Origin of the sequence: Siccibacter colletis, from assembly GCF_000696575.1 — a bacterium.
Lineage (GTDB): Bacteria > Pseudomonadota > Gammaproteobacteria > Enterobacterales > Enterobacteriaceae > Siccibacter > Siccibacter colletis.
The window spans coordinates 435,108-460,706 of the sequence record NZ_JMSQ01000001.1 but is presented as its reverse complement, the minus strand read 5'-3'; the positions used below and the strand labels follow the sequence as shown (position 1 = coordinate 460,706).

The window sequence follows — 25,599 nt, the reverse complement described above, 5'->3', positions numbered from 1 at the left end:
TTGTTACATGATTCAGCAAAATGTGTGACGCTTAGCGTTTAATTGCAAATTTGTGATAACCATCATTGTGTTACCAGAGGGCAGGGAGATGAAAAAAGTCGGAGTCGTGCTGAGCGGATGCGGGGTTTACGACGGTTCGGAGATTCATGAGGCAGTGATTACGTTGCTGGCGCTGGCGAGAAATGGTGCCACCGCGATCTGCTACGCGCCGGACAAAGCCCAGAGCGATGTGATCAATCACCTTACCGGCGAGACGATGCCGGAAACGCGCAATGTGCTGGTGGAAGCGGCGCGCATTGCCCGCGGTGATATTCACCCTCTCGCCAGCGCGCGGGCAGACGATCTGGATGCGCTGATTGTGCCGGGTGGTTTTGGCGCAGCGAAAAACCTCAGCACGGTAGCGAGCGCGGGCAGCGATGCCGTCATCGACGACGATCTGCTGCGCCTGAGCCAGGCGATGCATCAGGCCGGTAAACCTCAGGGTTTCATCTGTATTGCCCCCGCAATGCTGCCAAAAATTATTCCGGCTCCGCTGCGCCTCACTATCGGCACCGATATTGATACGGCTGAAATGGTGGAAGCGATGGGCGGGGAGCATGTGCCTTGCCCGGTGGATGACATCGTTATTGATGAAGATAACCGCATCGTCACCACCCCGGCGTGGATGCTGGCCGAGGACATCGCGCAGGCTGCACAGGGCATCGAGAAACTGGTGGCCCGCGTGCTGGAGCTTTGCGAGTGAAGCGAGGGCTTATGTCGCCCCTTGGGCTGATCAAACGCTGGCTGCTGCGTGGGGTTGCGATCGTTATGCTGTGCTGGGTGGGTGGCATTCTGGCGTTCAGCGTGCTGCCGGTGCCGTTCTCCATGGTGATGGCGGAGCGGCAGCTCTCTGCCTGGTTCAGCGGCGACTTCAGCTACGTGGCGCACTCAGACTGGGTGAGTATGGATGACATCTCGCCGTGGATGGGGATGGCGGTAATTGCCGCCGAGGATCAGAAATTCCCTGAGCACTGGGGTTTTGACGTGGCGGCCATCCAACAGGCAGTAGCGCATAACGAACGCAGCGACACGCGCGTGCGCGGGGCGTCTACGCTCTCGCAGCAGACGGCAAAAAATATGTTCCTGTGGGACGGTCGCAGCTGGCTGCGTAAAGGCCTGGAGGCAGGGCTGACGCTGGGCATCGAGACGGTGTGGAGCAAAAAGCGCATCCTGACCGTTTACCTGAATATTGCTGAATTTGGCGACGGCGTGTTTGGCGTTGAGGCAGCAGCGCAGCGCTATTTCAACAAGCCCGCCAGCCGCCTGACTGCCAGCGAGGCCGCGCTGCTTGCCGCCGTGCTGCCTAACCCGATTCGCTACAAGGCGAATGCGCCCTCTGGCTATGTACAGCGCCGTCAGGCGTGGATTTTACGCCAGATGCGCCAGCTGGGTGGTGAATCCTTTATGGCGCAGCATCACCTGTACTAAACAGCGTTAAGCCTGATGGGATGAGAGTTCCATCGGGTTGGCGCTGGCTGGCAGCGTCTTTTCACTCTCCAGTACCGCGGCCAGAACCTTGCTGGCCATAAAGCGCTGCCAGGTGCGTTCCAGCTTGCGCTGATAGAACCATCCGGACCAGGTCGCCAGCGGGATCAGCGTGCCTTCCCCGATATTGTCACAGATCACCGGTACCACTTCTGAGGCGCTGATACGGCGGCACAGCACGTTCTGCGGCTTCAGCGTCATTGTCACAATCCTGTTGTTTTCCATATAGCGTCTGAGCGCTTTCAGCATATGGCGCAGCACCTTCACATCTTCAGGATAGCGGCACTGTTCAGCAAACTCGGTAAGCGTTATTGAGGGCTTACCGTCGAAATCGGTAATCACATCGTAGACGTAGCCGGTGCCGAGATCGGTTTCTACCGTGCCGTAGTAGCGCGGAATACCGCTCCAGTCTTTCAGGCGGCGCGACAGCTGTGCGTAGTAGTTCAGCTCGCGTCGGGTCTCTTTATCCCCGCCGTGACCACTGTTGTAGATAATTTTGATGCAGCGCTGGGCGTCATCCGGGTGCGGATAACACTTGCGGTGCCGCCCGGTGCCCAGGGGGGTCAGTTCAGATAAACGAATCATGTGACTTTCCTGGAAATATTTATTAACACACCACCAGTATCGCCAGGTTAGTTAAATGAACTTTCAACGAGAGTCTTAAGTTTTTCTTAAGGTTTATTCTGAAAGTGAAGAGCGCACAAAATGTAGAAAATCTGTAAACGACGGGCAAAAAAAAACGCCGATCGGCGTTTTTCAGAGAGGGAAGGAAGAAAGCATTACTCTTCGTCGAACCCGGCATTAAACAGGGCGACGACCGCCGTGAGAGCCTCCTGCTCCTGGGGGCCACTGGCTTCAACCTCAATGTGCCCGCCCTGAGCGGAGTCGAGCATCAGCAGGGCGATTACGCTGCTCGCTTCAGCCTCGGTGCCTGCTTCATTACGCAGCAGCACTTCCGCATCAAAGCTCTGCACCAGTTCAAACAGCTTCATGGCCGGGCGGGCATGCATCCCCAGCTTGTTGGTGATTTCAACGGTCTGTTTAACGGTCATGCTTTACGTTTTTCCAGGGTGCGATGACGGGACTGAACGTTTTTACCGCGTGAGCGGAAATAGTCCGCCAGCTGTTCAGCGATATAGACCGAGCGGTGCTTACCGCCGGTACAGCCGATGGCAACCGTGAGATAGCTGCGGTTGTTCGTTTCCAGCATCGGCAGCCAGAGTTCTAAGTAGCTGCGCGTCTGGTAGATAAAGTTGTGCACTTCGGTATGGCGATCGAGAAACGCGGCGACGGGCTTATCGAGGCCGGTCATTGGACGCAGCTTCGGATCCCAGTGCGGGTTAGGCAGAAAGCGCACGTCAAATACGTAATCGGCGTCAATCGGGATGCCGTGCTTAAAGCCGAAGGATTCGAACACCATCGTCAGCTCGCGTTCGCGTTTGCCCAGCAGGCGGGTGCGCAGCATTTCGGCCAGCTCGTGCACCGACATTTCCGAGGTGTCGATGATCAGATCGGCCCGCGAGCGCAGCGGCTCCAGCAGATCGCTCTCTTCATCAATGGCGCTTTCCAGCGACAGATTCTTGCTGGAAAGCGGATGCAGACGACGGGTATCGCTGTAGCGACGAATCAGGGTATTGCGGTCAGCATCAAGGAACAGCAGCTGCGGCGAGAAGGTGTCGGGCAAGTTGCTCATCGCCTGTTCGAACACTTCCGGCGATTCCGGCATATTACGCACATCAATGCTGACCGCAGCAGAAATCTGCCTGTCGGCCAGGGAGTTCGCCAGCTCCGGCAGCAGCACCACCGGCAGGTTGTCTACGCAGTAAAAACCCATATCTTCCAGCGCGCGCAGGGCTACGGATTTCCCTGAGCCCGAACGGCCACTGACAATCATCAGCACCATGAACTGTCTCTCCCCCGGACATCTGATGATACCGTGAAGGCACCATCGCAGACCACGTGTCGGCCTTTGTTATTCAGTCTCATCGCTGCCTTCAGTAATGATCTGGTACAGCTCCTCATCGCTGGTCGCCGCCCGCAGGCGACGGCAGATGGTTTTATCTGCCAGACGCCGCGCCACCAGCGACAGCGTATGAAGGTGCGTTTTTGTCTGATCGGCAGGCACCAGCAGGGCAAACAGCAGATCCACCGGCTGGTTATCAATCGCGTCAAAAGCGATGGGCGTTTCCAGTTGCACAAAAACGCCCACGGCGCGCAACGTGTCCTCTTCCAGCTTGCCGTGAGGAATGGCGATGCCGTTACCGATACCGGTACTGCCCATACGTTCACGGGTCAGTATCGCTTCAAACACCACCTGCGGCGGCAGGCTGAGCTGCTTTGCCGCCAGTTCGCTGATAATTTCCAGCGCGCGTTTTTTACTCTGGCAGTGGACGCCGCTTCGTGTACATTCCTGATTCAGGACGGTGCTCAGTTGCAGAGCGGATTCATTGTTCATCATATCGTTTCACCTGAGCGTCTCGTGATGCGCTTCTGACCGCGCCCGCGCGTGCGGGCGATTGAGCGGGAAACGGCTCGGGCCAGGGCCACGAGCCGTCAACGCATCAGCTATACGCCCGGACAGTCAATGTTGTTTTAGTTTATCTTTATGTTTGTTGAGCTGCCGCGCCAGTTTATCAATTAAACCGTCGATAGCGGCATACATATCCTGACCTTCCGCGCTGGCATGGATCTCCCCGCCGTTCACGTGCAGTGTGGCATCCGAAATATGCGTCACCTTCTCCACTTTCAGCACAATATAAACCTGGTTAATCCTTTCGAAGTATTGTTCCAGTTTGGCAAACTTCGTCGTCAAGAAGTCGCGCAGCGCTTCGGTAATTTCGACGTTGTGACCGGTAATGTTGAGCTGCATAGTGTCTTCCTTATCGGTTAAGTCACACCAGCTGTTTACGCTGGTTAGACGGCGGGATGGATAAAGACTCTCGGTACTTGGCAACGGTACGACGGGCCACCATGATGCCCTGGTCGGACAGCAGGGTTGTCAGTTTACTGTCGCTCAGCGGTTTGGCGGGGTTCTCCGCCGCGATCAATTTCTTCACCAGCGCACGGATTGCCGTGGAGGAGGCTTCGCCGCCGCCCTCGGTATTGACGTGGCTTGAGAAGAAATACTTCAGTTCAAAAATACCGCGCGGGCTGTGCAGATACTTCTGCGTGGTCACGCGTGAAATCGTGGATTCGTGCATCTCGACGGCCTGGGCGATATCCGCCAGCACCATCGGTTTCATGTACTCTTCGCCCTGCTCAAAGAAGGCCTGCTGCTGCTCGACGATGCAGCGGCTGACGCGCAACAACGTATCGTTGCGGCTTTCCAGGCTCTTAATCAGCCACTTCGCTTCCTGAAGGTTGCTGCGAATGAAGTTGCTGTCCGCTTCATTGCGCGCGCTGCCGCCAAGTGACGCATAGTGCTGATTGATGGAGAGGCGCGGCAGGCTGTCGGCATTCAGCTCGACGACCCAGCGTCCGGCATGTTTGCGCACCAGTACATCCGGGATCACGTACTCCGGCTCGCCGGTCTGGATCGACTGGCCCGGACGCGGATCCAGGGACTGGATCAGCGCCATCGCCTCTTTGAGCACATCTTCTTTCAGCCGGGTTACGCGCATCAGGCTGCGGAAATCGTGGTTGGCGAGCAGATCGAGGTGATCGCTTACGATCAAGCGGGCTTCGGCGAGGCGAGGCGTATCTTTGGCATACTGCGACAGCTGGATCAGCAGGCAGTCGCGCAGATCCCGGGCGGCGACGCCAACGGGGTCAAAACGCTGTACGCGCTTAAGCACCGCCAGCACTTCCTCCAGCGACAGCTCGTCATTGCCGATGCTTTCAAGAATATCGTCCACAGGAACGGTGAGATAGCCGGTCTCGTCCACGGCATCAACGATGGAGGTGGCGATGGCGCGGTCGGTGTCAGAGAAAGGCGTCAGCTCTACCTGCCACATCAGGTAATCCTGCAGCGACTGGGTGGTTTCACCCTGGTAGATGGGCAGCTCATCGTCCTGATAATCGACGCCGTTGCCTGACGGAGTGCCGGCGGTGTAGATCTCATCCCAGCTGGCATCCAGCGGAAGCTCTTCCGGCATGTCAGGCTTTTCCAGCGCTTCGCGGGTATCCAGCGCCTCGCTGTCGGTGGTTTCCTGGGTGGCAATTTCGTCGTGAAGATCGGTTTGCTCAAGCAGCGGATTACTTTCCAGCGCCTGCTGCAGTTCCTGCTGAAGTTCTAACGTAGACAGCTGCAACAGACGGATAGCCTGCTGCAACTGGGGCGTCATAGCAAGCTGTTGGCTGAGCCTAAGTTGCAAACCTTGCTTCATAATCAGAGCGGATATCCTCAGGTTTTACACCTGAACCTGTCATCACGGTGAGAGACACCGCGGCAGAAGAGGTTCAGGCGATACACATTAATGGCTACCGTATCAGAGTCTGAACTCTTCCCCAAGATACACGCGCTTCACCTGCTCATCTTCAAGGATGGCGGCAGGGGTGCCGTGGGCAATCAAATGCCCCTGGCTGACGATATACGCACGCTCGCACACCGCCAGTGTTTCACGCACGTTGTGGTCGGTAATCAACACGCCGAGGCCGCTGTCGCGCAGATGCTCAATGATGCGTTTGATGTCGATAACCGAAATCGGGTCAACCCCGGCGAAGGGTTCATCCAGCAGGATGAATTTCGGGTTGGCGGCGAGGGCGCGGGCGATCTCAACGCGGCGGCGTTCACCACCGGAGAGCGACTGCCCGAGGCTGTTGCGCAGATGGTCAATGTGAAACTCTTCCATCAGCTCTTTCGCGCGATCCTCACGCTGTTCATCGGTGAGATCGTCACGGATCTGCAGCACCGCCATTAAGTTGTCGTAGACGCTCAGGCGGCGGAAAATAGACGCTTCCTGCGGCAGATAGCCAATCCCGCGACGCGCGCGGGCGTGCAGCGGCAGCAGGCTGATATCTTCGTCATCAATGATGATATTGCCGGCGTCGCGCGGCACGATGCCTACCACCATGTAGAAGGTGGTGGTTTTACCGGCGCCGTTAGGGCCAAGCAGGCCGACGATTTCGCCGGAGTTAACCGTCAGACTGACGTCTTCCACCACGCGGCGGCCTTTGTAGGCTTTAGCGAGGTTTTTTGCGATAAGTGTAGCCATAGCGGATCAGTTACTCTTTCTCTGGGCCTCAGGCGCGGCCTGGCCATTTTTTTCCTGCATCTGCGACGGCACCAGCACGGTGGTCACGCGTTTGCCTTTTTCGCTGAACGCCTGCATTTTCTGCTCTTTCACCAGATAGGTGATCTTGTCGCCCTTGATGTTGCTGTCGAGCTGTTCAAGATAGGCGTTACCGGTCAGCACCACGAAGTCTTTCTGCAGTTCATAGTGCATCTGCGAGGCGTTGCCTTTTACCGGCTTGCCGTTGTCCTGCATCTGGTAGAAGGTCGCGGGATTGCCATAGCCGTCGATGACTTCTTTGCCTTCCTGACCACCCGGACGGGTAACCACGACTTTATCGGCATTGATTTTGATGGTGCCCTGCGTCACCACCACATTGCCGGTAAAGGTCACGACGTTGCCCTGCATATCCAGCGACTGCTGATCGGATTCAATATGGATTGGCTTTTCGGTATCACCCGTCAGCGCCAGCGCCAGCGGGCTGGATGCCAGTAATACGCTCGCCAGCAGCAGATTAAGGCTGCGTTTGTTTGTTCTGAATTTCATAGGATGTTCTAACCTTTTCAATCAGCTCGGCGTTCTTGCTGCGTAAGTTACCACGCATCTTCATACCGCTGGAGTTAAAGCTTGTGCCATAAAGCGTTACCAGCGAGTCGGAGGAAACATCCTGCGTCACGAGGTTAACTTGTGCTTTGTCTGTGGTGATCTTACGTAACTGTGAATCGGGCGTCAGGGCATTAACCTCGACGTGGCCCTCAAGATACAGCATCTGATCGTTTGTTAATTTGGCCTTGTCTGCTCTGATTGACCAGGTCGGCACTTTTGCCTTATCAAACGAGGTCATCACCGGTTTAGTGAAAAACGAGACCGCGTCGTCAGAATAGTATTCAACGTGTTGCGCTACCAGACGGTAGTTCAGCGCGCCTTCAGGGCTGTAAACCACCGTGTTGGACTGCTCGCTCTGGTACGTCGGCTCACCGCTGTTGGTCGTTACCTGGCTGGTGGTATCGTTATCGGCAAGGTTTATCCCGATTAACACCAGCACCGCCAGCACGAGCAACACGATTATCCAACGTCTGGTTTTACTCATATGGATTGCCCTTTGGCCTCTTCAAGCTTGCCCTGCGCCAGCAGCAGCAAATCGCATACTTCGCGTACCGCACCGCGTCCGCCGCTGATGCGGGTAACGTAGTCAGCGCGGGGGATCAGCAGCGGATGCGCATCGGCAACCGCTACGCTCAGCCCGACTTTTTCCATTACCGGCCAGTCGATTAAATCGTCACCGACGTAAGCCACATTTTCCGGGCTAACTGACAGTTTATCCAGTAAATCGCGCCAGGCGACAAGTTTATCGCTTTGTCCCTGGTAAAGATGTGTAATGCCGAGAGTTTCACAGCGGTCTTCCAGCAGTTTCGCTTTCCGCCCGGTGATGATGGCCACCTCAATACCTGAGGTGAGGGCGCAACGGATACCGTAGCCGTCACGGACGTTAAACGCCTTCAGCTCTTCTCCATTATTACCCATATAAATCAGGCCGTCAGACATCACGCCATCTACGTCGAGAATAAGCAGACGAATCTGTGCCGCCCGCTCAATTACGTGCGCGCTGACGGGGCCGTAGCAGGTCGCCAGAGACGCATTCAGGTTACTCATTCACGCTTATCCTTCATTACACTACGCCGGCGCGCAGCAGATCATGCATATGTATCACACCGTGCAACTGGTCGCCATCAGCAACCAGGACAGAAGTAATGTGGCGGGACTGCATCAGGTTGAGCGCGTCGACGGCGAGAGTACCAGGTCGTACGCGAATGCCGCCGGAGGTCATCACGTCGGCGATGTTCAGCTGGTGCAGATCAACCCGCATATCGAATACGCGGCGCAGGTCACCATCAGTGAAGATGCCTTCGATTTTCATCAGATCGTCGCAGATCACCGTCATGCCGAGGTTTTTACGTGTAATCTCCAGCAGCGCATCGCGCAGCGTGGCATCTTTGCTGACGCGCGGGATTTCATCGCCGGTATGCATAATATCGTTCACGCGCAGCAGAAGTTTACGGCCCAGCGCGCCGCCCGGATGCGAGAGGGCGAAATCTTCCGGCGTAAAGCCGCGCGCTTTAAGCAGGGCTACCGCCAGCGCATCGCCCATCACCAGCGTTGCGGTGGTGCTTGAGGTCGGGGCCAGCCCGAGCGGGCACGCCTCTTTGGGCACTTTCACGCACAGGTGAATGTCGGCTGCGCGCGCCATGGCGCTTTCCGGGCGACTGGTGATGCAGATGAGCGGCACCTGCAGGCGCTTAAGCACCGGGATCAGCGCCAGGATCTCATTGGATTCGCCAGAATTGGAGATAGCGATGACGATATCCTGAGCGGTGACCATGCCGAGGTCGCCGTGGCTGGCTTCGGCAGGATGCACAAAGAAGGAAGGCGTACCGGTGCTGGCGAACGTGGCCGCCATCTTTTTGCCGATATGGCCCGATTTGCCCATGCCCATAACCACCACTTTACCCGGGCAGTAAAACATCTTCTCGCAGGCCTGAGTAAAATCGTCGTTGATGTAGCGGTCAAGCTGCGCCAGGCCTTCACGTTCAATTTCCAGGACATCCTTTCCTGCCTGCTGAAAGTCAAAGCCCGGCGGTAAATCTATCTGCGACATAGTGAGTTTCCGATTTATCCAACAAGACGCGGTGAGATCGCAAAAATCATCACCATCCACACAATAAAACCACAGGTTAACAGGGCGCCGGTGCGTCTGCTGATGTGGCGTGAGCGCCGCCAGCAGAGCAGGGCGAAGATGACGCTGACCACCAGCATCACCAGGTAATCGCGCGAGAACGCAAGTGGGTCAAATGTGCCTGGCGCAATCAGCGCAGGTAGCCCCGGCACAATTGCAATATTAAAGATATTAGACCCGATGATGTTGCCAATAGCGATGTCATCTTCGCCTTTTCGCGCGCCAGCAATGGCGGTAGCCAGCTCCGGCAGACTGGTGCCAATCGCAATCACCGTCAGGCCAATCGTCAGTTCGCTGACGGCAAAATAGTGCGCCACTACCGTCGCGTTATCGATGATGATACGTGTCGCCATCGGCATGATGATCAGCGCGACCCCCAGCCACAGGCAGGCCACCGGTACGCTGCCGTCCTGCGGCAGTTCCGCAAGCTGCTCCTGCGTAAGGCGATCGCTGCCTTGTTTTTCAGCCAGGCGGGCGATTTTAACAATAAACAGCAAATAAAACGCCGCCAGCAGCAGCAGAATTACCCCTTCGCTGCGGGAGAGCGCGCCATCATAAAAGAACAGGCCGGCGAGCATACTGACCAGCAGCATCAGCGGCAGTTCGCGACGCAGGATATCAGAATGCACCGTGAAAGGATGAAGGAATGCGGCGAGGCCGAGGATCAGCAGGATATTGGTGATGTTCGATCCCAGCGCGGTCCCCATCGCCAGATCCAGCTGACCGTTAAGACCGGCGGAAACCGCCACGATGATCTCCGGCAGCGAAGTGCCGACGCTGACCACCGTCATGCCGATCACCAGCGGCGGGATGCCCATGCTCCGGCACAAAATTGAGGCAGCAAAAACCAGCCGATCGGCACTGTAGACAACCAAAAGTAAACCGATAATTAACAGGGCCGTAGCTAAGAGCATGAAAAATCCTTTATTCGGGTATAATCGTCGGTCCACAGGGGGAACGGCTGCCGGTCAGGCAGGTGTCCGATCGATGCGTAATTCTGACTTTATGCGCCGGAAAAGTAAAACAAATGCCAGCTTTCGCTAACCCCTGGCAGCAAATATCTGTAAAAATGTGGGGTTCAGGATGGCGTCTGGTGCCATGCTTACCCGTTAATTTTTCTCTGAAAGGATTACGTCATGAGCCAGACCGATGTAAATCTGGTCGAAGTCAACGGTGTCACCTTTAGCCGAAGCAACCGGCGCATCTTTGATGACATATCGCTGACGGTGCCGCGTGGCAAAATTACGGCCATCATGGGGCCTTCCGGGATCGGAAAAACCACGCTGCTGCGCCTGATCGGCGGGCAGATCCAACCCGATTGCGGGCAGATCCTGTTTGATGGCGAAAACATCCCTGAGATGTCGCGCTCGCGGCTGTTCACGGTGCGTAAGCGCATGAGCATGCTGTTTCAGTCCGGCGCACTATTCACCGATCTCAACGTTTTCGAAAACGTAGCCTATCCGCTGCGTGAACATACCCGTTTACCCGAGCCGCTGCTGCACAGCACCGTAATGATGAAGCTGGAAGCCGTTGGGCTGCGCGGCGCGGCAAAATTGATGCCCTCCGAGCTGTCCGGCGGCATGGCGCGTCGTGCGGCGCTGGCGCGGGCCATCGCCCTTGAACCCGATCTGATCATGTTTGACGAACCTTTCGTGGGTCAGGATCCGATTACCATGGGCGTGCTGGTCAAGCTTATCTCGGAACTGAACCGCTCGCTGGGCGTTACCTGCATCGTGGTCTCCCACGACGTGCCGGAAGTGCTGAGCATTGCGGATTACGCCTACATCGTTGCCGATCAGCGCATCGTGGCGCAGGGTAGTACTCCGTCGCTGCAGCAGAACGACGATCCGCGCGTGCGGCAGTTCATGGACGGTATTGCGGATGGCCCGGTGCCGTTCCGCTTCCCGGCCGGGGATTATCGTCACGATCTTCTGACTGGAACAGGGAGTTAATCCGCCCATGTTGTTAAATGCACTGGCCGCCATCGGCCATCGCGGGTTAAAGAGCTGCGCGACCTTCGGACGCGCCGGGCTGATGCTGTTCAATGCCGTGGTCGGCAAGCCCGAATTTCGCAAGCACGCCCCGCTCCTGATGCGTCAGCTCTATAACGTCGGTGTGCTGTCGATGGTGATTATCATCGTTTCTGGCGTGTTTATTGGTATGGTGCTTGGCCTGCAGGGATATCTGGTACTGACGACCTACAGCGCTGAAACCAGCCTCGGGATGCTGGTGTCACTGTCGCTGCTGCGTGAACTGGGGCCGGTCGTCGCCGCGCTGCTGTTTGCCGGCCGAGCCGGCTCGGCGCTGACGGCAGAAATTGGCCTGATGCGCGCCACGGAACAGCTCTCCAGCATGGAGATGATGGCGGTTGACCCGCTGCGTCGTGTTATCTCGCCGCGCTTCTGGGCCGGGGTCATCTCCCTGCCGCTGCTGACCATCCTGTTTGTCGCCGTCGGCATCTGGGGCGGCGCGCTGGTGGGCGTGAGCTGGAAAGGTATCGACGCTGGCTTCTTCTGGTCTGCCATGCAGAATGCCGTAGACTGGCGCCTCGATCTGGTGAACTGTTTAATTAAGAGTGTGGTGTTTGCCATTACCGTAACGTGGATTGCGTTATTTAATGGCTATGATGCGATTCCGACGTCCGCAGGGATCAGCCGGGCAACTACACGTACCGTTGTGCACGCATCGCTGGCCGTTCTCGGCCTGGATTTTGTGCTCACTGCACTGATGTTTGGGAATTAAGTTCATGCAAACGAAGAAATATGAAATCTGGGTTGGCATTTTTATGCTGTTGGCGCTGCTGGCCGGGCTGTTTATCTGCCTCAAAGTGGCCAACGTCACCTCATTACGTACTGAACCGACGTACCGTCTGTACGCGACGTTCGATAACATTGGCGGCCTGAAAGAGCGCTCACCGGTGCGTATCGGCGGGGTGGTGATTGGCCGGGTGGCTGATATTTCACTCGACCCGAAAACCTATCTGCCGCGCGTAACCATGGATATTGAAGAGCAGTACAACCATATTCCCGATACCAGTTCGCTGGCGATCCGCACGTCAGGCCTGTTGGGTGAGCAATATCTGGCGCTGAACGTCGGTTTTGAGGACCCTGAGCTGGGAACGTCTATCCTCAAAGAGGGCGGCGTCATTCAGGACACCAAATCCGCAATGGTGCTGGAAGACCTTATCGGACAGTTCCTTTACAAGAGTAACAGCGGCGACAATAAGAATGACGCCGATGCGCCGGGACAGGAACCCGAGAATAATAGTGCAGCGCCGCAACCCGGTGCCGTGAACTAATTCAGGAGATAATGACTATGTTCAAACGTCTGTTAATGGTTGCGATGCTGGTGGTGGTAGCTCCGCTGGCAATAGCGGCCGACCAGTCAAATCCATATGCGCTGATGAACGATGCGGCGAAGAAAACTTTTGATCGCCTCAAAAATGAGCAGCCGCAGATCCGCCAAAACCCGGATTACCTGCGCGAGATCGTCGATCAGGAGCTGCTGCCGTATGTGCAGATCAAATACGCCGGTGCGCTGGTACTGGGTCGCTATTATAAAGATGCCACTCCGGCGCAGCGCGAGGCGTATTTCGCCGCGTTCCGTGAGTACCTGAAGCAGGCTTATGGCCAGGCGCTGGCGCTCTATCACGGCCAGTCTTATCAGATCGCGCCGGAGCAGCCTCTGGGTGATGCCAATATCATTCCGATTCGCGTCACCATCGTCGACCCGAACGGACGTCCGCCGGTGCGCCTGGACTTCCAGTGGCGTAAAAACAGCCAGAGCGGTCACTGGCAGGCGTATGACATGATTGCCGAAGGGGTAAGCATGATCACGACCAAGCAGAACGAGTGGAGCGATCTGCTGCGTACTAAAGGCATCGACGGTCTGACGGCGCAGCTGAAGTCCATCTCGCGTCAGCCGATTACTCTGGACCAGCAGAAATAATGTCTCAGGCCTTGAGCTGGGCGCGTGAAGAGACGCGCCTGATCCTGCGCGGCGAGCTGGAGAACGACACCCTGCTGCCGCTGTGGGATGTCAGAGAGCAGGTCAGCGCCGGGGTCACGACCCTTGATTTGAGTGGACTGACCCGGGTAGACACCGCCGGTCTGGCGCTGATCATTCACCTCTATGCCCTGGCCTCTGAAGCGGGTACGCCGGTAACGATCAGCGGTATGAGCGAGAACCTGACAGCATTATCGCAGCTTTACAACCTACCAAGCTCGCTGCTGCCTGCCTCAAATAATTAATATTTTCATTGTGTTACTAAAAAGCCCTCGAGAGTTTCGCTCAAGGGCTTTTTTGCTTATTTAAGACTTTGTCCGTTTCCTCTAAGATGTTTGGCTGTTTTCCTTAACCAACGAATGATAGAGCCCATGGAAAATCAAGAAATTCAGAGCGTGTTGATGAACGCATTACCGCTCCAGCAGGTGATTGTCTCCGGTGACGGTAGCCATTTTCAGGTTATCGCAGTGGGTGAGCTGTTCGATGGCATGAGTCGCGTCAAAAAACAGCAGACCGTATATGGTCCGCTGATGCCGTTTATTGCCGATAACCGTATGCATGCCGTATCGATTAAGGCTTACACCCCGGCAGAATGGGAACGCGATCGTAAACTCAACGGTTTTTGAGCTGTGGGCGTCTCGCCGGCAGCGGATATGAATTGCTAACAGAGAATTGCTTCAATGGATAAATTTCGTGTTCAGGGGCCGACCCGGCTCAGTGGCGAAGTCACAATTTCAGGCGCTAAAAACGCCGCACTGCCCATTCTCTTCGCTGCGCTGCTGGCGGAAGAGCCGGTAGAGATCCAGAACGTACCGAAGCTGAAAGACATTGATACCACCATGAAGCTGCTCAGCCAGCTTGGAACCAAAGTCGAACGTAACGGTTCCGTAATGATCGATGCCAGCCAGGTCAACATCTTCTGCGCGCCTTACGAGCTGGTGAAAACCATGCGCGCCTCCATCTGGGCGCTGGGTCCGCTGGTGGCGCGATTCGGCCAGGGCCAGGTCTCGCTGCCGGGTGGCTGCGCGATTGGTGCGCGTCCGGTGGATCTGCATATATTTGGCCTGGAAAAACTCGGCGCCGAGATCAAGCTGGAAGAGGGCTACGTTAAGGCTTCCGTTGATGGCCGCCTGAAGGGCGCGCATATCGTGATGGACAAGGTGAGCGTAGGCGCGACCGTGACCATTATGTCCGCTGCCACCCTGGCGGAAGGAACCACCGTTATCGAAAACGCCGCGCGCGAGCCGGAGATCGTCGATACCGCTAACTTCCTGAATACGCTGGGAGCGAAGATCACCGGTCAGGGCACCGATCGTATTACCATCGAAGGCGTTGAACGTCTGGGTGGCGGCGTCTACCGCGTCCTGCCTGACCGTATCGAAACCGGCACCTTCCTGGTGGCTGCGGCTATTTCCGGTGGCAAAGTAATGTGCCGCAATACCCGTCCTGACACCCTGGACGCGGTGCTGGCGAAGCTGGGTGAAGCCGGTGCCGATATTGAAGTCGGTGAAGACTGGATCAGCCTTGATATGCACGGCAAGCGCCCGAAAGCGGTGAACGTGCGTACCGCACCGCATCCGGCGTTCCCGACCGATATGCAGGCGCAGTTCACCCTGCTGAACCTGGTAGCGGAAGGCACCGGTGTGATTACCGAAACCATCTTCGAAAACCGCTTCATGCACGTGCCGGAGCTGATCCGCATGGGTGCGCATGCGGAAATCGAGAGCAATACCGTGATCTGTCACGGCGTTGAAAAGCTCTCCGGTGCGCAGGTGATGGCAACGGATCTTCGTGCTTCAGCAAGTCTGGTTCTGGCGGGCTGTATTGCGGAAGGAACGACGCTGGTGGATCGTATCTATCACATCGATCGCGGCTACGATCGCATCGAAGATAAGCTGCGTGCGCTGGGTGCGAACATTGAGCGTATTCACGGCGAGTGATCCTGCTCCCATAATATCGTAATAAAACACAAAGCCGCTGGCATCTGATGTCAGCGGCTTTTTGCTGCCTTAGCGGTGGCGAATCAGTCGCGTGCGGTCGATAAACTCATGGGTGCGCGGGTCGTGGTAACGCGACGGCCAGATGATCCACGGTTCGGTCCCGAGTGCATCAGCGATGATACGCTCGCCCTTAGGCCAGGGGCGGCTCAGCGCATTGGCGAGCGTCGAGGAGCTTAACCCCGCCTTACGCGATTCCGCCGCCATGGATGTGCCTCTTTTACGCAGCCCGGCAATGATATCTGCCGGATGCCAGTCCACAAATTTACGTTCCATATTATCTCCCTGTGGCTGCACCAAACACCTGTTCAGCAAGTTAAAACACACATTACAGGAAGGGTTATAACATGAAATACTCGAAATGATTCCTGATGCTTCCCAAAATGATCGAAATTGTGGGGTTATGCACAAGCAAATGTAATTAATGCAATGAGTTGGAATGAATTGGCAAGGATGTATTCAGGAAATTTCTGGAACCTTTCCGCGACTTGCACGGAAAGGTCAGGGGGATTAACGGTCGCGCTGTACCGCGATATGAGCGATACCGATAAGCGCCTCGCGCCACGGCGTATCGGGCAGCACCTGAAGGGCAGAAATCGCTTTATCGGCTTCTTCTTCGGCGCGCTTGCGTGTCCACTCCAGCGAGCCACAGTTCGCCATTGCCTCAAGCACCGGTTCCAGCAGATGCCGGCCGTTACCCTGCTCAATGGCTTCACGGATCAGGCTGGCTTGCGCCGGGGTGCCGTTATGCATAGCGTGCAGCAGCGGCAGCGTTGGTTTGCCTTCGTTAAGGTCGTCACCGACGTTTTTGCCCAGCGTTTCGCCGTTGGCGCTGTAGTCGAGCAGATCGTCAATCAGCTGGAACGCGGTTCCCAGATAGCGGCCATAATCCTGCAGGCCTTTTTCCTGGGCGGGAGTCGCATCGGCCAGGATGCCAGAGCACTGCGCTGCGGCTTCGAACAAACGCGCGGTTTTGCTGTAAATCACGCGCATGTAGCTCTCTTCGGTGATATCCGGGTCGTTAACGTTCATCAGCTGCAGGACTTCCCCCTCAGCAATAACGTTCACCGCCTCTGACATCACTTCCAGCACTTTCAACGACCCAAGACGCGTCATCATCTGGAACGAGCGGGTATAAATAAAATCACCTACCAGCACGCTGGCAGCATTGCCAAACGCGGCATTCGCCGTTGCTTTGCCGCGGCGCATGTCGGACTCATCTACCACATCATCATGCAGCAGCGTAGCCGTGTGGATAAATTCGATTAATGCGGCGATGGTCACATGAGCTTTGCCCTCATAACCCAGCGCGCGCGCTGCCAGAACGGCAATCATCGGACGTATACGTTTGCCGCCACCGCTGACAATGTAATAGCCCAGCTGATTGATCAGCTGAACATCTGAATTTAACTGCTCCAGGATTGTCGCGTTGACACCGGCCATGTCTTGCGCGGTTAACTCGTTAATTTTTTCTAAATTCATCGCAAAAGTCTGGCTATCGTCCTGTTTACCACTTATCTAAATGGGATTATGGAGGGAGACGGATTGTAAATGTAGCAGAGATTGTACTGCAAAAAAGCCTAAGAGAAACGTCGCGCAGGCAGTTGCGTTTTTTTTCTGCACTGATGAACAATCGCACTTGTCAAAGCGTCACGATTTGCGTAATATTCGCGCCCTATTGTGAATATTTATAGCGCACTCTGAATCACAAAAAGGTGTGCGCGGAAGCGGAGTTTTATATGTACGCGGTTTTCCAAAGTGGTGGTAAACAACACCGAGTAAGCGAAGGTCAGACCGTTCGCCTGGAAAAGCTGGACATCGCAACTGGCGAAACTATTGAATTCGCTGAAGTTCTGATGGTCGCAAACGGTGAAGATGTCAAAATCGGCGTTCCTTTCGTTGATGGCGGCGTAATCAAAGCTGAAGTTGTTGCTCACGGTCGTGGCGAGAAAGTTAAAATCGTTAAGTTTCGTCGTCGTAAACACTATCGTAAGCAGCAGGGCCATCGTCAGTGGTTCACTGATGTGAAAATCACTGGCATCAGCGCTTAATACAGGGGAGCAGATTAAATGGCACATAAAAAAGCTGGCGGCTCAACTCGTAACGGTCGCGATTCAGAAGCTAAACGCCTTGGCGTTAAGCGTTTCGGTGGTGAAGCAGTTCTTGCTGGCAGCATCATCGTTCGTCAGCGTGGCACCAAGTTCCACGCAGGCACCAACGTTGGTTGCGGCAAAGACCACACTCTGTTCGCTTTGACTGACGGTAAAGTTAAGTTCGAAGTTAAAGGCCCGAAAAACCGTAAATTCATCAGCATCGTTGCTGAATAAGTTTTTCGCGTCCCGGTAACGGATGAAAGCCCCGCAACCTGTTGCGGGGCTTTTTACATTCCGATCCCGGTAATTTTTAATTGCAGGGAAAAAGCATGAAACAGCAGGCGGGTATTGGCATTGCTCTGGCGCTGACAACAGCGATGTGTTGGGGCGCACTGCCAATTGCAATGAAGCAGGTGCTTGAAGTCATGGAACCGCCAACGGTAGTGTTTTACCGCTTTCTGATGGCCTCTATTGGGCTTGGTGCCATTCTGGCGCTGAAAGGCAAGCTGCCGCCCATGCAGCTGTTCCGTAAGCCACGCTGGCTGATGCTGCTGGCTATCGCCACCGGTGGGCTTTTTGGCAACTTCATTCTTTTTAGCTCGTCCCTGCAATACCTGAGCCCGACCGCGTCACAGGTTATCGGCCAGCTCTCCCCGGTGGGGATGATGGTGGCAAGCGTCTTTATCCTTAAAGAGAAGATGCGCGGCACTCAGATAGTGGGTGCCTGTATGTTGATCTGCGGCCTGGGACTGTTTTTCAATACCAGCCTGATCGAGATTTTCACGCGCCTGTCGGATTACACCTGGGGCGTGATTTTTGGTGTCGGTGCGGCCACGGTGTGGGTGAGCTACGGCGTGGCGCAAAAAGTACTGCTGCGTCGCCTGGCGTCACAGCAAATACTCTTTTTGCTGTACACTTTATGTACGATAGCGCTGATTCCGTTGTCCGATCCGGCGACGGTATTCCAGTTAAGCAACTGGCAGCTCGCCTGTTTAGTCTTCTGCGGCCTTAACACCCTGGTAGGTTACGGCGCACTGGCGGAAGCAATGGCGCGCTGGCAGGCAGCACAGGTGAGCGCGTTCGTTACGCTCACCCCATTATTTACGCTGCTTTTTTCGGATCTATTATCTATGGCCTGGCCCGAACTCTTCGCGAAGCCGATGTTAAACCTGATTGGTTATCTCGGTGCGTTTGTCGTGGTTGCGGGCGCAATGTATTCCGCCATTGGCCATCGTCTTTGGGGACGCTGGCGAAAGCATGATGCGGCGGTACCTGTAGCCCGCTCAGGCGAATGAATTACGGAGAAGTAAGATGAAGTTTGTTGATGAAGCAACGATTCTGGTCGTGGCTGGTGATGGTGGCAACGGCTGCGTAAGCTTCCGTCGCGAAAAATACATTCCGAAAGGCGGCCCGGACGGCGGTGACGGCGGTGACGGTGGCGATGTCTGGCTGGAAGCGGACGAAAACCTGAATACGCTCATCGATTACCGTTTCGAGAAATCTTTCCGCGCCGAGCGCGGTCAGAATGGCCAGAGCCGCGACTGCACCGGAAAGCGCGGGAAAGACGTTACCATCAAGGTGCCGGTCGGAACACGCGTTATCGACCAGGGTACCGGCGAGACGATGGGCGACATGACCCGTCACTCCCAGCGTCTGATGGTCGCTAAGGGCGGCTGGCACGGTCTGGGAAATACCCGTTTCAAATCCTCTGTTAACCGTACACCGCGTCAGAAGACGATGGGTACGCCGGGCGAGAAGCGCGATCTGCAGCTGGAGCTGATGCTGCTGGCGGACGTCGGTATGCTGGGGATGCCGAACGCCGGTAAATCCACCTTCATCCGCGCGGTGTCTGCGGCGAAGCCGAAAGTGGCGGATTATCCGTTTACCACGCTGGTACCGAGCCTGGGTGTTGTCCGTATGGATAACGAGAAGAGCTTCGTGGTCGCTGATATTCCGGGGCTTATCGAAGGTGCAGCTGACGGTGCCGGCCTGGGTATTCGCTTCCTGAAGCACCTTGAGCGCTGCCGCGTGCTGCTTCACCTCATCGACATCGAACCAATCGACGGTTCCGATCCGGTTGAGAATGCGCGCATCATTGTTGGCGAGCTGGAAAAATACAGCGAAAGCCTGGCGCAAAAACCGCGCTGGCTGGTGTTCAACAAGATCGACCTGATGGACAAAGACGAGGCGGAAGCCAAAGCGAAGGCTATCGCCGAGGCGCTGGGCTGGGAAGATAAGTTCTATCTCATCTCTGCCGCAAGCCAGCAGGGCGTGAAAGATCTGTGCTGGGACGTCATGACCTTCATTATCGAAAACCCGATTGTGCAGGCGACCGAAGCCGCGCAGCCGGAGAAAGTCGAGTTTATGTGGGACGACTACCATCGTCAGCAGCTTGATGAGATGGAAGAAGAGAATGACGAAGACTGGGATGACGACTGGGATGAAGAGGATGACGAAGGCGTAGAGTTTATCTACAAAAAGTAATCCTTCCCGAACCGCGTTTCCTGATAAAACCCTCTCCCGACGGAGAGGGTTTTTTTATGGGCGGGATACCGGCATCAGTTGTTCTGATAGACGTCTTTATAGAGACGGCTTTCGAAGCGCACCAGCGGAATACGGCGGTTGCGTTGATCCGCCGGCTCGACGGCATAACCAGACAGATACTGCACAAAGGCCATACGCTGGCCGCTGGCGGTAGTGATAAAGCCCGCCAGGTTATATACGCCCTGTAGCGAACCGGTCTTCGCCGATACTTTTCCGTCCACGCCTGCCGCATGCAGGCCAGCGCGATACTGCAGCGAGCCATCGTGACCGGCGAGCGGCAGCATGGTGATGAAATTGAGCTGGCTGTCGTTCTGCGCGATGTACTGCAGCACCTGCATCATAGTCGCTGGCGAAATCAGGTTGTGGCGCGACAGGCCGGACCCATCCACCACCAGGCTGTTGCCAAGATCCACGCCGGCTTTGGTGCGCAGGATCTGACGCACGGCGTCAGCACCGGCTCGCCATGTTCCCGGCACGTTATAGAAGTTGTGGCCGATGGTGCGGAAAACCGTATCCGCAATCATGTTGTCGGATTTTTTCAGCATGATGCGCAGCAGATCATGCAGCGGTGGTGACTGCTTGCTGGCGATCACTGTACCCGGCTCGTTCTGCTGCGTCTGGCGCATCAGCGAGCCATCGTAGGTAATACCTGCGGTCGTCAGCTCCTGTTTAAGGATTGCTCCCGCATAGCCTGCTCCGTCCTGAATCGCGAACGCCAGCGGCAGCGGGTCGGCTCGCTGGGTCAGACACCCGGTCAGCACGTAGCGGTTCAGATCGCCGGGAACCACATCCAGCTCGCAATACTGCGCCTCTGAAGAGCCGCGCGGCAGGGTGCGGACCTGACTCAATACGGTGATGGGATAAAACGATGCAACGCGCACATAAGCAAGATCGTTGGCTTTCGGCGCGCTGTATAGCGAAACCGAGAAGCAGTTACGATCGACAATCGCCGCGGAGGGCGGAGCGCTGAAGCATTGCGTCATGTCGTTCCAGGGCCAGCCGGGCGCTTTGTCATGGCTGGCAAAAATGGAGGTGTCGATCAGTACGTTTCCTTTGATCTTCTCGACGCCGGCGCGTTTCAGCGCGGCCACCATATTTCGCAGATCCTGACGCCTGAAGGTTGGATCGCCACCGAAACGGGCAATAAGATCGCCCTCCAGCACGCCATCACGCACTTCACCCCGGCTTTCAAGCGTGGTGGTAAAGCGGTAATCAGGGCCAAGCTGGAGCAGAGCGGCAAGGGCTGTGATCACTTTCTGCGTACTGGCAGGAAGGGCCATTTGTTGACTGTGATAATCAATCTCAGGAGCGGGTGCGCCTACCTTCTGCACCATGAGCGCCAGATTGGCGCCGGCGGGTAACTGATTGATATACTCATCTACGTTTGCCGCCTGAACGGTCAGGGCGACCCATGTGGTCAATCCGATGATAATTCTGGAAAATCGCATAATCTCGCGGTTACAGCCTGGAAACGTGCCGTCATACTACGGTGCATCGCCCTGCAAAGTAAACGATGACCCTCAGGGAACTTCAGGTTAAACTAGGTATCATATTGAAAAATTCGTGGCTGACCTGGGGCTTTGTACCCGGGTCAGTTTTCTTTTGTTTCTTACCCGGGCAGGCACTGTGTTTGCCGGACTGGCGACGTCGCCAGCGCGGAGATGGATCGTACCCGGGAAGAAGGTTTGAAGAGGAGTAACACATGCAAGCGATTCCGATGACCTTACGAGGCGCTGAAAAATTACGCGAGGAACTGGAGTTTCTGAAATCCGTTCGTCGCCCGGAAATCATCGCTTCTATCGCCGAAGCCCGTGAGCACGGCGATCTTAAGGAGAACGCTGAATACCACGCCGCTCGCGAGCAGCAGGGGTTCTGTGAAGGACGTATTAAAGATATCGAGGCCAAGCTGTCTAATGCGCAGGTTATCGACATCACCAAAATCCCGAACAACGGCCGCGTTATTTTTGGCGCAACCGTCACCGTTCTCAACCTTGATACCGATGAAGAGCAGACTTACCGCATCGTTGGTGATGATGAGGCTGATTTTAAGCAGAATCTGATCTCGGTAAATTCGCCGATCGCGCGCGGCCTGGTTGCCAAAGAAGTGGATGACGTTGTCGTTATCAATACGCCGGGCGGGCAGGTTGAGTACGAAATTGTAAAGGTTGAGTATCTTTAAGCGCGTTTCGTCGCGAAACCGTTATAAGCCGAAGATTTGCTACCGTGGCGACTCTGCTAACGTGACAAAGCGTCCGGTCAGAATGTAAAGAATGGAAAAAGGCCGCATAGCGGCCTTTCATCGACAAACGGAGCGTGGCATTTTGCACACGTGCTGCCCGGGAAGGACCCGTGCTTAGCGTGGTAGCGAAATCTTACGCTCTTTGCCCGGACGATACAGAACGAGCGTTTTACCGATGACCTGTACGTTGCTGGCGCCGGTTTCCCGCACGATAGCTTCCACGATTAAGGTTTTCGTTTCGCGATCTTCAGTAGCGATTTTCACCTTGATAAGTTCATGGTGTTCAAGCGCTTGCTCAATCTCGGCAAGTACCCCTTCGGTCAAACCATTATTGCCAAGCATAACGACCGGCTTGAGCGAATGTGCCAGACCTTTAAGGTGCTGCTTTTGTTTAGTACTAAGATTCATCGTATTATTTTTTACTTACGTTGGGATTGAAAACGGTTCATTCTACCGCCATCTCTTCTGAATAGCCAAAGCTGTGTAAGTTTTAGCCGACGGCATACGATGAACCTGAACTGGAATATCAAATGACAGGTAAAAAGCGTTCTGCCAGCTCCAGCCGCTGGCTACAGGAACACTTTAGCGATAAATATGTTCAACAGGCGCAGAAAAAGGGTTTACGTTCCCGTGCCTGGTTTAAACTTGATGAAATACAGCAAAGTGACAAACTCTTTAAACCCGGGATGACCGTTGTTGACCTGGGTGCTGCACCCGGTGGATGGTCCCAGTATGTAGTGACCCAGATCGGCGGTAAGGGCCGCATTATCGCTTGCGATCTGCTGCCGATGGATCCTATCGTTGGCGTGGATTTCCTGCAGGGCGACTTCCGCGACGAAACCGTTGTAAAAGCGCTTCTGGAGCGCGTCGGCGAGAGTAAAGTCCAGGTGGTCATGTCAGATATGGCCCCTAACATGAGTGGTACGCCTGCGGTGGATATCCCGCGCGCAATGTACCTGGTTGAGCTGGCCCTTGAAATGTGTCGTGACGTTCTGGCACCGGGCGGTAGTTTTGTAGTGAAAGTGTTTCAGGGCGAAGGTTTCGATGAGTACCTGCGAGAAATTCGCTCCCTGTTTACGAAGGTTAAAGTTCGTAAGCCGGACTCTTCTCGTGCCCGTTCACGTGAAGTGTATATTGTAGCGACCGGGCGTAAAGTATAACCAGTGGGCATCAGGGTGGGGCGAGGAAGCTTACCGCTGCGGCTTGAAAGAGACTGGAGATATAGTATCCTGACGCTGTTTTTAACACAGTTGTAATAAGAGGTTAATCCCTTGAGTGACATGGCGAAAAACCTAATTCTCTGGCTGGTCATCGCGGTTGTGCTGATGTCCGTGTTCCAGAGCTTTGGGCCCAGCGAGTCGAATGGCCGCAAGGTAGATTACTCTACCTTCCTGCAAGAAGTTAACCAGGACCAGGTTCGTGAAGCACGTATCAACGGACGTGAAATCAACGTTACCAAGAGAGACAATAACCGTTATACGACTTACATTCCGGTTAATGACCCTAAACTGCTTGATAACCTGCTGACCAAAAACGTAAAAGTGATGGGCGAACCGCCTGAAGAGCAGAGCCTGCTGGGCACGATCTTCATCTCCTGGTTCCCTATGCTGTTGCTGATTGGCGTCTGGATCTTCTTCATGCGTCAAATGCAGGGCGGCGGTGGCAAAGGTGCCATGTCGTTCGGTAAAAGCAAAGCGCGTATGCTTACCGAAGATCAGATCAAAACCACGTTCGCGGACGTTGCGGGCTGTGACGAAGCGAAGGAAGAGGTTGGCGAACTGGTGGAATACCTGCGCGAACCGAGCCGTTTCCAGAAGCTGGGCGGTAAAATTCCAAAAGGCGTTCTGATGGTGGGCCCGCCGGGTACCGGTAAAACGCTGCTGGCGAAAGCGATCGCCGGCGAAGCGAAGGTGCCGTTCTTCACTATCTCCGGTTCTGACTTCGTCGAAATGTTCGTCGGTGTGGGGGCTTCCCGTGTCCGTGATATGTTCGAACAGGCTAAGAAAGCTGCACCGTGCATCATCTTTATTGATGAAATCGACGCCGTAGGCCGTCAGCGTGGCGCGGGTCTGGGCGGTGGTCACGATGAACGTGAGCAAACCCTGAACCAGATGCTGGTTGAAATGGATGGTTTCGAAGGTAACGAAGGCATTATCGTTATCGCAGCAACTAACCGTCCGGACGTACTTGACCCTGCGCTGCTGCGTCCAGGCCGCTTCGACCGTCAGGTTGTGGTTGGTCTGCCGGACGTGCGTGGCCGTGAGCAGATCCTTAAAGTTCACATGCGTCGCGTACCGCTGGCGCCGGATATCGACGCAGCAATCATTGCGCGCGGTACGCCAGGCTTCTCCGGTGCGGATCTGGCTAACCTCGTGAACGAAGCGGCGCTGTTTGCCGCCCGCGGTAACAAGCGCGTGGTTTCCATGGTGGAGTTCGAAAAAGCGAAAGATAAAATCATGATGGGTGCGGAACGCCGCTCCATGGTGATGACGGAAGCGCAGAAAGAATCTACCGCCTATCACGAAGCAGGCCACGCCATCATCGGCCGCCTGGTACCGGAACACGATCCGGTGCATAAAGTGACGATTATTCCGCGTGGTCGTGCGCTGGGTGTGACCTTCTTCCTGCCTGAAGGCGACGCGATCAGCGCAAGCCGTCAGAAGCTGGAAAGCCAGATCTCAACCCTTTACGGTGGTCGTCTTGCAGAAGAGATTATTTACGGTGCAGAGCACGTCTCTACCGGTGCGTCGAACGACATCAAAGTCGCGACTAACCTGGCCCGTAACATGGTGACCCAGTGGGGCTTCTCCGACAAACTTGGTCCGTTGCTGTATGCGGAAGAAGAAGGCGAAGTGTTCCTGGGCCGCAGCGTCGCGAAAGCGAAACATATGTCTGATGAAACGGCTCGTATCATCGACCAGGAAGTGAAAGCGCTGATTGAACGTAACTACGTTCGCGCTCGTCAGATCCTGAATGACAATATGGATATCCTGCATGCCATGAAAGATGCGCTGATGAAGTATGAAACCATCGACGCACCGCAGATTGACGATCTGATGGCTCGCCGCGACGTTCGTGCGCCGGCTGGCTGGGAAGATCCGGGCAGCAATAACAACGACAGCAATGGCACCCCGCGTGCGCCGCGTCCGGTTGATGAACCGCGTACGCCAAACCCGGGCAACACCATGTCAGAGCAACTGGACGATAAATAATTCGTTAATGGCACGTTGTTATCATTCTTCAAACCCCGGCTGGTCCGGGGTTTTTCTCGTTTAGTTAACCTTAGTTTTTT

32 protein-coding genes are annotated in these 25,599 nt (G+C 55.5%); 16 read left to right on the top strand and 16 right to left on the bottom strand.

The annotated features are described in order from the left end of the window. The first annotated feature begins 88 nt into the window (after positions 1-88). The gene (gene elbB / locus ET34_RS0102220) at positions 89-742 is read left to right on the top strand and encodes an isoprenoid biosynthesis glyoxalase ElbB (RefSeq protein ID WP_031519079.1); all 654 of its coding nucleotides are present in this window, start codon (positions 89-91) and stop codon (positions 740-742) included. A gap of 11 nt (positions 743-753) precedes the next feature. Next, positions 754-1,467 (top strand): monofunctional biosynthetic peptidoglycan transglycosylase, encoded by a 714-nt coding sequence (gene mtgA / locus ET34_RS0102215; protein WP_201770410.1) that lies wholly within the window; start codon positions 754-756, stop codon positions 1,465-1,467. 6 nt (positions 1,468-1,473) lie between these two features. On the opposite strand, the gene yrbL is transcribed toward mtgA, so the two are convergent. The 12 genes from yrbL to ET34_RS0102155 all read right to left on the bottom strand — a co-directional run bounded on the left by yrbL (position 1,474) and on the right by ET34_RS0102155 (position 10,343). Beyond that, the gene (gene yrbL / locus ET34_RS0102210) at positions 1,474-2,109 is read right to left on the bottom strand and encodes a PhoP regulatory network protein YrbL (RefSeq protein ID WP_031519076.1); all 636 of its coding nucleotides are present in this window, start codon (positions 2,107-2,109) and stop codon (positions 1,474-1,476) included. A gap of 194 nt (positions 2,110-2,303) precedes the next feature. Further along, a complete protein-coding gene (gene npr / locus ET34_RS0102205) occupies positions 2,304-2,576 on the bottom strand; it encodes a PTS phosphocarrier protein NPr (RefSeq protein ID WP_031519074.1) in 273 nt (90 codons plus the stop codon). After that, positions 2,573-3,427, bottom strand: a complete 855-nt coding sequence (rapZ, locus tag ET34_RS0102200) for an RNase adapter RapZ (RefSeq protein ID WP_031519072.1) — start codon at positions 3,425-3,427, stop codon at positions 2,573-2,575. Before rapZ ends, npr begins: the two co-directional genes overlap by 4 nt. Before the next feature lie 69 nt (positions 3,428-3,496). Beyond that, positions 3,497-3,982, bottom strand: a complete 486-nt coding sequence (gene ptsN, locus ET34_RS0102195) for a PTS IIA-like nitrogen regulatory protein PtsN (RefSeq protein WP_031519071.1) — start codon at positions 3,980-3,982, stop codon at positions 3,497-3,499. A gap of 123 nt (positions 3,983-4,105) precedes the next feature. Beyond that, on the bottom strand, positions 4,106-4,393 hold the full coding sequence (gene hpf, locus ET34_RS0102190; protein ID WP_031519069.1) for a ribosome hibernation promoting factor: 288 nt from the start codon (positions 4,391-4,393) through the stop codon (positions 4,106-4,108). 22 nt (positions 4,394-4,415) lie between these two features. After that, entirely contained in the window at positions 4,416-5,849 is a 1,434-nt protein-coding gene (gene rpoN, locus ET34_RS0102185; RefSeq protein WP_031519068.1) for an RNA polymerase factor sigma-54, read from the bottom strand. Between the two features lie 102 nt (positions 5,850-5,951). Beyond that, a complete protein-coding gene (lptB, locus tag ET34_RS0102180; protein WP_031519066.1) occupies positions 5,952-6,677 on the bottom strand; it encodes an LPS export ABC transporter ATP-binding protein in 726 nt (241 codons plus the stop codon). A 6-nt stretch (positions 6,678-6,683) separates the two neighbouring features. Beyond that, positions 6,684-7,241, bottom strand: a complete 558-nt coding sequence (gene lptA / locus ET34_RS0102175; protein ID WP_031519063.1) for a lipopolysaccharide ABC transporter substrate-binding protein LptA — start codon at positions 7,239-7,241, stop codon at positions 6,684-6,686. Then, the gene (gene lptC / locus ET34_RS0102170; protein ID WP_031519061.1) at positions 7,210-7,785 is read right to left on the bottom strand and encodes an LPS export ABC transporter periplasmic protein LptC; all 576 of its coding nucleotides are present in this window, start codon (positions 7,783-7,785) and stop codon (positions 7,210-7,212) included. Before lptC ends, lptA begins: the two co-directional genes overlap by 32 nt. After that, positions 7,782-8,348 carry a 3-deoxy-manno-octulosonate-8-phosphatase KdsC gene (gene kdsC / locus ET34_RS0102165; protein ID WP_031519060.1) on the bottom strand — a complete coding sequence of 189 codons (567 nt, stop codon included), beginning with the start codon at positions 8,346-8,348 and terminating at the stop codon, positions 7,782-7,784. The genes lptC and kdsC overlap by 4 nt, the downstream gene beginning before the upstream one ends. Before the next feature lie 16 nt (positions 8,349-8,364). Then, on the bottom strand, positions 8,365-9,351 hold the full coding sequence (gene kdsD, locus ET34_RS0102160) for an arabinose-5-phosphate isomerase KdsD (RefSeq protein ID WP_031519058.1): 987 nt from the start codon (positions 9,349-9,351) through the stop codon (positions 8,365-8,367). Between the two features lie 14 nt (positions 9,352-9,365). Further along, complete coding sequence (locus ET34_RS0102155) at positions 9,366-10,343, bottom strand: calcium/sodium antiporter (protein WP_031519057.1); 978 nt, start codon at positions 10,341-10,343, stop codon at positions 9,366-9,368. Between the two features lie 222 nt (positions 10,344-10,565). On the opposite strand from ET34_RS0102155, the gene mlaF reads away from it, so the two are divergent. The 7 genes from mlaF to murA all read left to right on the top strand — a co-directional run bounded on the left by mlaF (position 10,566) and on the right by murA (position 15,374). After that, complete coding sequence (gene mlaF / locus ET34_RS0102150) at positions 10,566-11,381, top strand: phospholipid ABC transporter ATP-binding protein MlaF (protein WP_031519055.1); 816 nt, start codon at positions 10,566-10,568, stop codon at positions 11,379-11,381. A 7-nt stretch (positions 11,382-11,388) separates the two neighbouring features. Next, the gene (gene mlaE / locus ET34_RS0102145) at positions 11,389-12,171 is read left to right on the top strand and encodes a lipid asymmetry maintenance ABC transporter permease subunit MlaE (RefSeq protein ID WP_031519054.1); all 783 of its coding nucleotides are present in this window, start codon (positions 11,389-11,391) and stop codon (positions 12,169-12,171) included. Positions 12,172-12,175: 4 nt separating this feature from the next. Then, a complete protein-coding gene (gene mlaD / locus ET34_RS0102140) occupies positions 12,176-12,727 on the top strand; it encodes an outer membrane lipid asymmetry maintenance protein MlaD (protein WP_035890781.1) in 552 nt (183 codons plus the stop codon). 17 nt (positions 12,728-12,744) lie between these two features. Continuing rightward, entirely contained in the window at positions 12,745-13,377 is a 633-nt protein-coding gene (gene mlaC, locus ET34_RS0102135; RefSeq protein ID WP_031519051.1) for a phospholipid-binding protein MlaC, read from the top strand. Then, positions 13,377-13,679, top strand: coding sequence for a lipid asymmetry maintenance protein MlaB (gene mlaB, locus ET34_RS0102130; protein WP_031519049.1), 303 nt, complete (start codon positions 13,377-13,379; stop codon positions 13,677-13,679). Before mlaC ends, mlaB begins: the two co-directional genes overlap by 1 nt. Before the next feature lie 126 nt (positions 13,680-13,805). Further along, the gene (gene ibaG, locus ET34_RS0102125; RefSeq protein ID WP_024549637.1) at positions 13,806-14,060 is read left to right on the top strand and encodes a BolA family iron metabolism protein IbaG; all 255 of its coding nucleotides are present in this window, start codon (positions 13,806-13,808) and stop codon (positions 14,058-14,060) included. Positions 14,061-14,114: 54 nt separating this feature from the next. After that, entirely contained in the window at positions 14,115-15,374 is a 1,260-nt protein-coding gene (gene murA / locus ET34_RS0102120) for a UDP-N-acetylglucosamine 1-carboxyvinyltransferase (protein ID WP_031519047.1), read from the top strand. A gap of 69 nt (positions 15,375-15,443) precedes the next feature. Here murA and sfsB read toward each other — a convergent pair whose 3' ends face one another. Then, positions 15,444-15,707 carry a DNA-binding transcriptional regulator SfsB gene (gene sfsB / locus ET34_RS0102115; RefSeq protein ID WP_031519046.1) on the bottom strand — a complete coding sequence of 88 codons (264 nt, stop codon included), beginning with the start codon at positions 15,705-15,707 and terminating at the stop codon, positions 15,444-15,446. Between the two features lie 234 nt (positions 15,708-15,941). Beyond that, positions 15,942-16,913, bottom strand: coding sequence for an octaprenyl diphosphate synthase (gene ispB, locus ET34_RS0102110; protein ID WP_031519044.1), 972 nt, complete (start codon positions 16,911-16,913; stop codon positions 15,942-15,944). Positions 16,914-17,170: 257 nt separating this feature from the next. On the opposite strand from ispB, the gene rplU reads away from it, so the two are divergent. The 4 genes from rplU to cgtA all read left to right on the top strand — a co-directional run bounded on the left by rplU (position 17,171) and on the right by cgtA (position 20,008). Then, on the top strand, positions 17,171-17,482 hold the full coding sequence (gene rplU / locus ET34_RS0102105; protein WP_031519042.1) for a 50S ribosomal protein L21: 312 nt from the start codon (positions 17,171-17,173) through the stop codon (positions 17,480-17,482). Positions 17,483-17,500: 18 nt separating this feature from the next. Beyond that, positions 17,501-17,758 (top strand): 50S ribosomal protein L27, encoded by a 258-nt coding sequence (rpmA, locus tag ET34_RS0102100; RefSeq protein WP_024549632.1) that lies wholly within the window; start codon positions 17,501-17,503, stop codon positions 17,756-17,758. A 95-nt stretch (positions 17,759-17,853) separates the two neighbouring features. Beyond that, positions 17,854-18,819, top strand: a complete 966-nt coding sequence (locus tag ET34_RS0102095) for a DMT family transporter (RefSeq protein WP_031519040.1) — start codon at positions 17,854-17,856, stop codon at positions 18,817-18,819. 16 nt (positions 18,820-18,835) lie between these two features. Beyond that, complete coding sequence (gene cgtA / locus ET34_RS0102090; protein ID WP_031519039.1) at positions 18,836-20,008, top strand: Obg family GTPase CgtA; 1,173 nt, start codon at positions 18,836-18,838, stop codon at positions 20,006-20,008. A gap of 74 nt (positions 20,009-20,082) precedes the next feature. Here the strand turns inward: cgtA and dacB are convergent, their stop codons facing one another. Then, a complete protein-coding gene (dacB, locus tag ET34_RS0102085; RefSeq protein WP_031519037.1) occupies positions 20,083-21,516 on the bottom strand; it encodes a serine-type D-Ala-D-Ala carboxypeptidase in 1,434 nt (477 codons plus the stop codon). 254 nt (positions 21,517-21,770) lie between these two features. Here dacB and greA point away from each other — a divergent pair, with 254 nt between their 5' ends. After that, positions 21,771-22,247, top strand: a complete 477-nt coding sequence (greA, locus tag ET34_RS0102080; RefSeq protein WP_031519036.1) for a transcription elongation factor GreA — start codon at positions 21,771-21,773, stop codon at positions 22,245-22,247. Positions 22,248-22,421: 174 nt separating this feature from the next. Here greA and yhbY read toward each other — a convergent pair whose 3' ends face one another. After that, positions 22,422-22,715: a ribosome assembly RNA-binding protein YhbY gene (yhbY, locus tag ET34_RS0102075; RefSeq protein WP_031519034.1), complete on the bottom strand. Its 294-nt coding sequence runs from the start codon at positions 22,713-22,715 to the stop codon at positions 22,422-22,424. 122 nt (positions 22,716-22,837) lie between these two features. On the opposite strand from yhbY, the gene rlmE reads away from it, so the two are divergent. Together rlmE and ftsH are read left to right on the top strand one after the other, a co-directional pair. Beyond that, entirely contained in the window at positions 22,838-23,467 is a 630-nt protein-coding gene (gene rlmE, locus ET34_RS0102070; protein WP_031519032.1) for a 23S rRNA (uridine(2552)-2'-O)-methyltransferase RlmE, read from the top strand. Positions 23,468-23,587: 120 nt separating this feature from the next. Beyond that, entirely contained in the window at positions 23,588-25,519 is a 1,932-nt protein-coding gene (gene ftsH, locus ET34_RS0102065) for an ATP-dependent zinc metalloprotease FtsH (protein WP_031519030.1), read from the top strand. The last annotated feature ends 80 nt before the right edge of the window (positions 25,520-25,599 follow it).

What these genes read in the sequence shown, in the direction of transcription:
- ET34_RS0102095 (WP_031519040.1), top strand. Translation starts at nt 17,854, where the DNA reads ATGAAACAGCAGGCGGGTATTGGCATTGCTCTGGCGCTGACAACAGCG.
- yhbY (WP_031519034.1), bottom strand. Translation starts at nt 22,715, where the DNA reads ATGAATCTTAGTACTAAACAAAAGCAGCACCTTAAAGGTCTGGCACAT.
- lptB (WP_031519066.1), bottom strand. Translation starts at nt 6,677, where the DNA reads ATGGCTACACTTATCGCAAAAAACCTCGCTAAAGCCTACAAAGGCCGC.
- ispB (WP_031519044.1), bottom strand. Translation starts at nt 16,913, where the DNA reads ATGAATTTAGAAAAAATTAACGAGTTAACCGCGCAAGACATGGCCGGT.
- dacB (WP_031519037.1), bottom strand. Translation starts at nt 21,516, where the DNA reads ATGCGATTTTCCAGAATTATCATCGGATTGACCACATGGGTCGCCCTG.
- npr (WP_031519074.1), bottom strand. Translation starts at nt 2,576, where the DNA reads ATGACCGTTAAACAGACCGTTGAAATCACCAACAAGCTGGGGATGCAT.
- yrbL (WP_031519076.1), bottom strand. Translation starts at nt 2,109, where the DNA reads ATGATTCGTTTATCTGAACTGACCCCCCTGGGCACCGGGCGGCACCGC.
- kdsD (WP_031519058.1), bottom strand. Translation starts at nt 9,351, where the DNA reads ATGTCGCAGATAGATTTACCGCCGGGCTTTGACTTTCAGCAGGCAGGA.
- ptsN (WP_031519071.1), bottom strand. Translation starts at nt 3,982, where the DNA reads ATGATGAACAATGAATCCGCTCTGCAACTGAGCACCGTCCTGAATCAG.
- mlaF (WP_031519055.1), top strand. Translation starts at nt 10,566, where the DNA reads ATGAGCCAGACCGATGTAAATCTGGTCGAAGTCAACGGTGTCACCTTT.
- lptC (WP_031519061.1), bottom strand. Translation starts at nt 7,785, where the DNA reads ATGAGTAAAACCAGACGTTGGATAATCGTGTTGCTCGTGCTGGCGGTG.
- ET34_RS0102155 (WP_031519057.1), bottom strand. Translation starts at nt 10,343, where the DNA reads ATGCTCTTAGCTACGGCCCTGTTAATTATCGGTTTACTTTTGGTTGTC.
- lptA (WP_031519063.1), bottom strand. Translation starts at nt 7,241, where the DNA reads ATGAAATTCAGAACAAACAAACGCAGCCTTAATCTGCTGCTGGCGAGC.
- rpoN (WP_031519068.1), bottom strand. Translation starts at nt 5,849, where the DNA reads ATGAAGCAAGGTTTGCAACTTAGGCTCAGCCAACAGCTTGCTATGACG.
- kdsC (WP_031519060.1), bottom strand. Translation starts at nt 8,348, where the DNA reads ATGAGTAACCTGAATGCGTCTCTGGCGACCTGCTACGGCCCCGTCAGC.
- mlaD (WP_035890781.1), top strand. Translation starts at nt 12,176, where the DNA reads ATGCAAACGAAGAAATATGAAATCTGGGTTGGCATTTTTATGCTGTTG.
- rplU (WP_031519042.1), top strand. Translation starts at nt 17,171, where the DNA reads ATGTACGCGGTTTTCCAAAGTGGTGGTAAACAACACCGAGTAAGCGAA.
- ftsH (WP_031519030.1), top strand. Translation starts at nt 23,588, where the DNA reads ATGGCGAAAAACCTAATTCTCTGGCTGGTCATCGCGGTTGTGCTGATG.
- greA (WP_031519036.1), top strand. Translation starts at nt 21,771, where the DNA reads ATGCAAGCGATTCCGATGACCTTACGAGGCGCTGAAAAATTACGCGAG.
- cgtA (WP_031519039.1), top strand. Translation starts at nt 18,836, where the DNA reads ATGAAGTTTGTTGATGAAGCAACGATTCTGGTCGTGGCTGGTGATGGT.
- murA (WP_031519047.1), top strand. Translation starts at nt 14,115, where the DNA reads ATGGATAAATTTCGTGTTCAGGGGCCGACCCGGCTCAGTGGCGAAGTC.
- mtgA (WP_201770410.1), top strand. Translation starts at nt 754, where the DNA reads ATGTCGCCCCTTGGGCTGATCAAACGCTGGCTGCTGCGTGGGGTTGCG.
- mlaB (WP_031519049.1), top strand. Translation starts at nt 13,377, where the DNA reads ATGTCTCAGGCCTTGAGCTGGGCGCGTGAAGAGACGCGCCTGATCCTG.
- mlaC (WP_031519051.1), top strand. Translation starts at nt 12,745, where the DNA reads ATGTTCAAACGTCTGTTAATGGTTGCGATGCTGGTGGTGGTAGCTCCG.
- mlaE (WP_031519054.1), top strand. Translation starts at nt 11,389, where the DNA reads ATGTTGTTAAATGCACTGGCCGCCATCGGCCATCGCGGGTTAAAGAGC.
- sfsB (WP_031519046.1), bottom strand. Translation starts at nt 15,707, where the DNA reads ATGGAACGTAAATTTGTGGACTGGCATCCGGCAGATATCATTGCCGGG.
- ibaG (WP_024549637.1), top strand. Translation starts at nt 13,806, where the DNA reads ATGGAAAATCAAGAAATTCAGAGCGTGTTGATGAACGCATTACCGCTC.
- hpf (WP_031519069.1), bottom strand. Translation starts at nt 4,393, where the DNA reads ATGCAGCTCAACATTACCGGTCACAACGTCGAAATTACCGAAGCGCTG.
- rpmA (WP_024549632.1), top strand. Translation starts at nt 17,501, where the DNA reads ATGGCACATAAAAAAGCTGGCGGCTCAACTCGTAACGGTCGCGATTCA.
- rlmE (WP_031519032.1), top strand. Translation starts at nt 22,838, where the DNA reads ATGACAGGTAAAAAGCGTTCTGCCAGCTCCAGCCGCTGGCTACAGGAA.
- rapZ (WP_031519072.1), bottom strand. Translation starts at nt 3,427, where the DNA reads ATGGTGCTGATGATTGTCAGTGGCCGTTCGGGCTCAGGGAAATCCGTA.
- elbB (WP_031519079.1), top strand. Translation starts at nt 89, where the DNA reads ATGAAAAAAGTCGGAGTCGTGCTGAGCGGATGCGGGGTTTACGACGGT.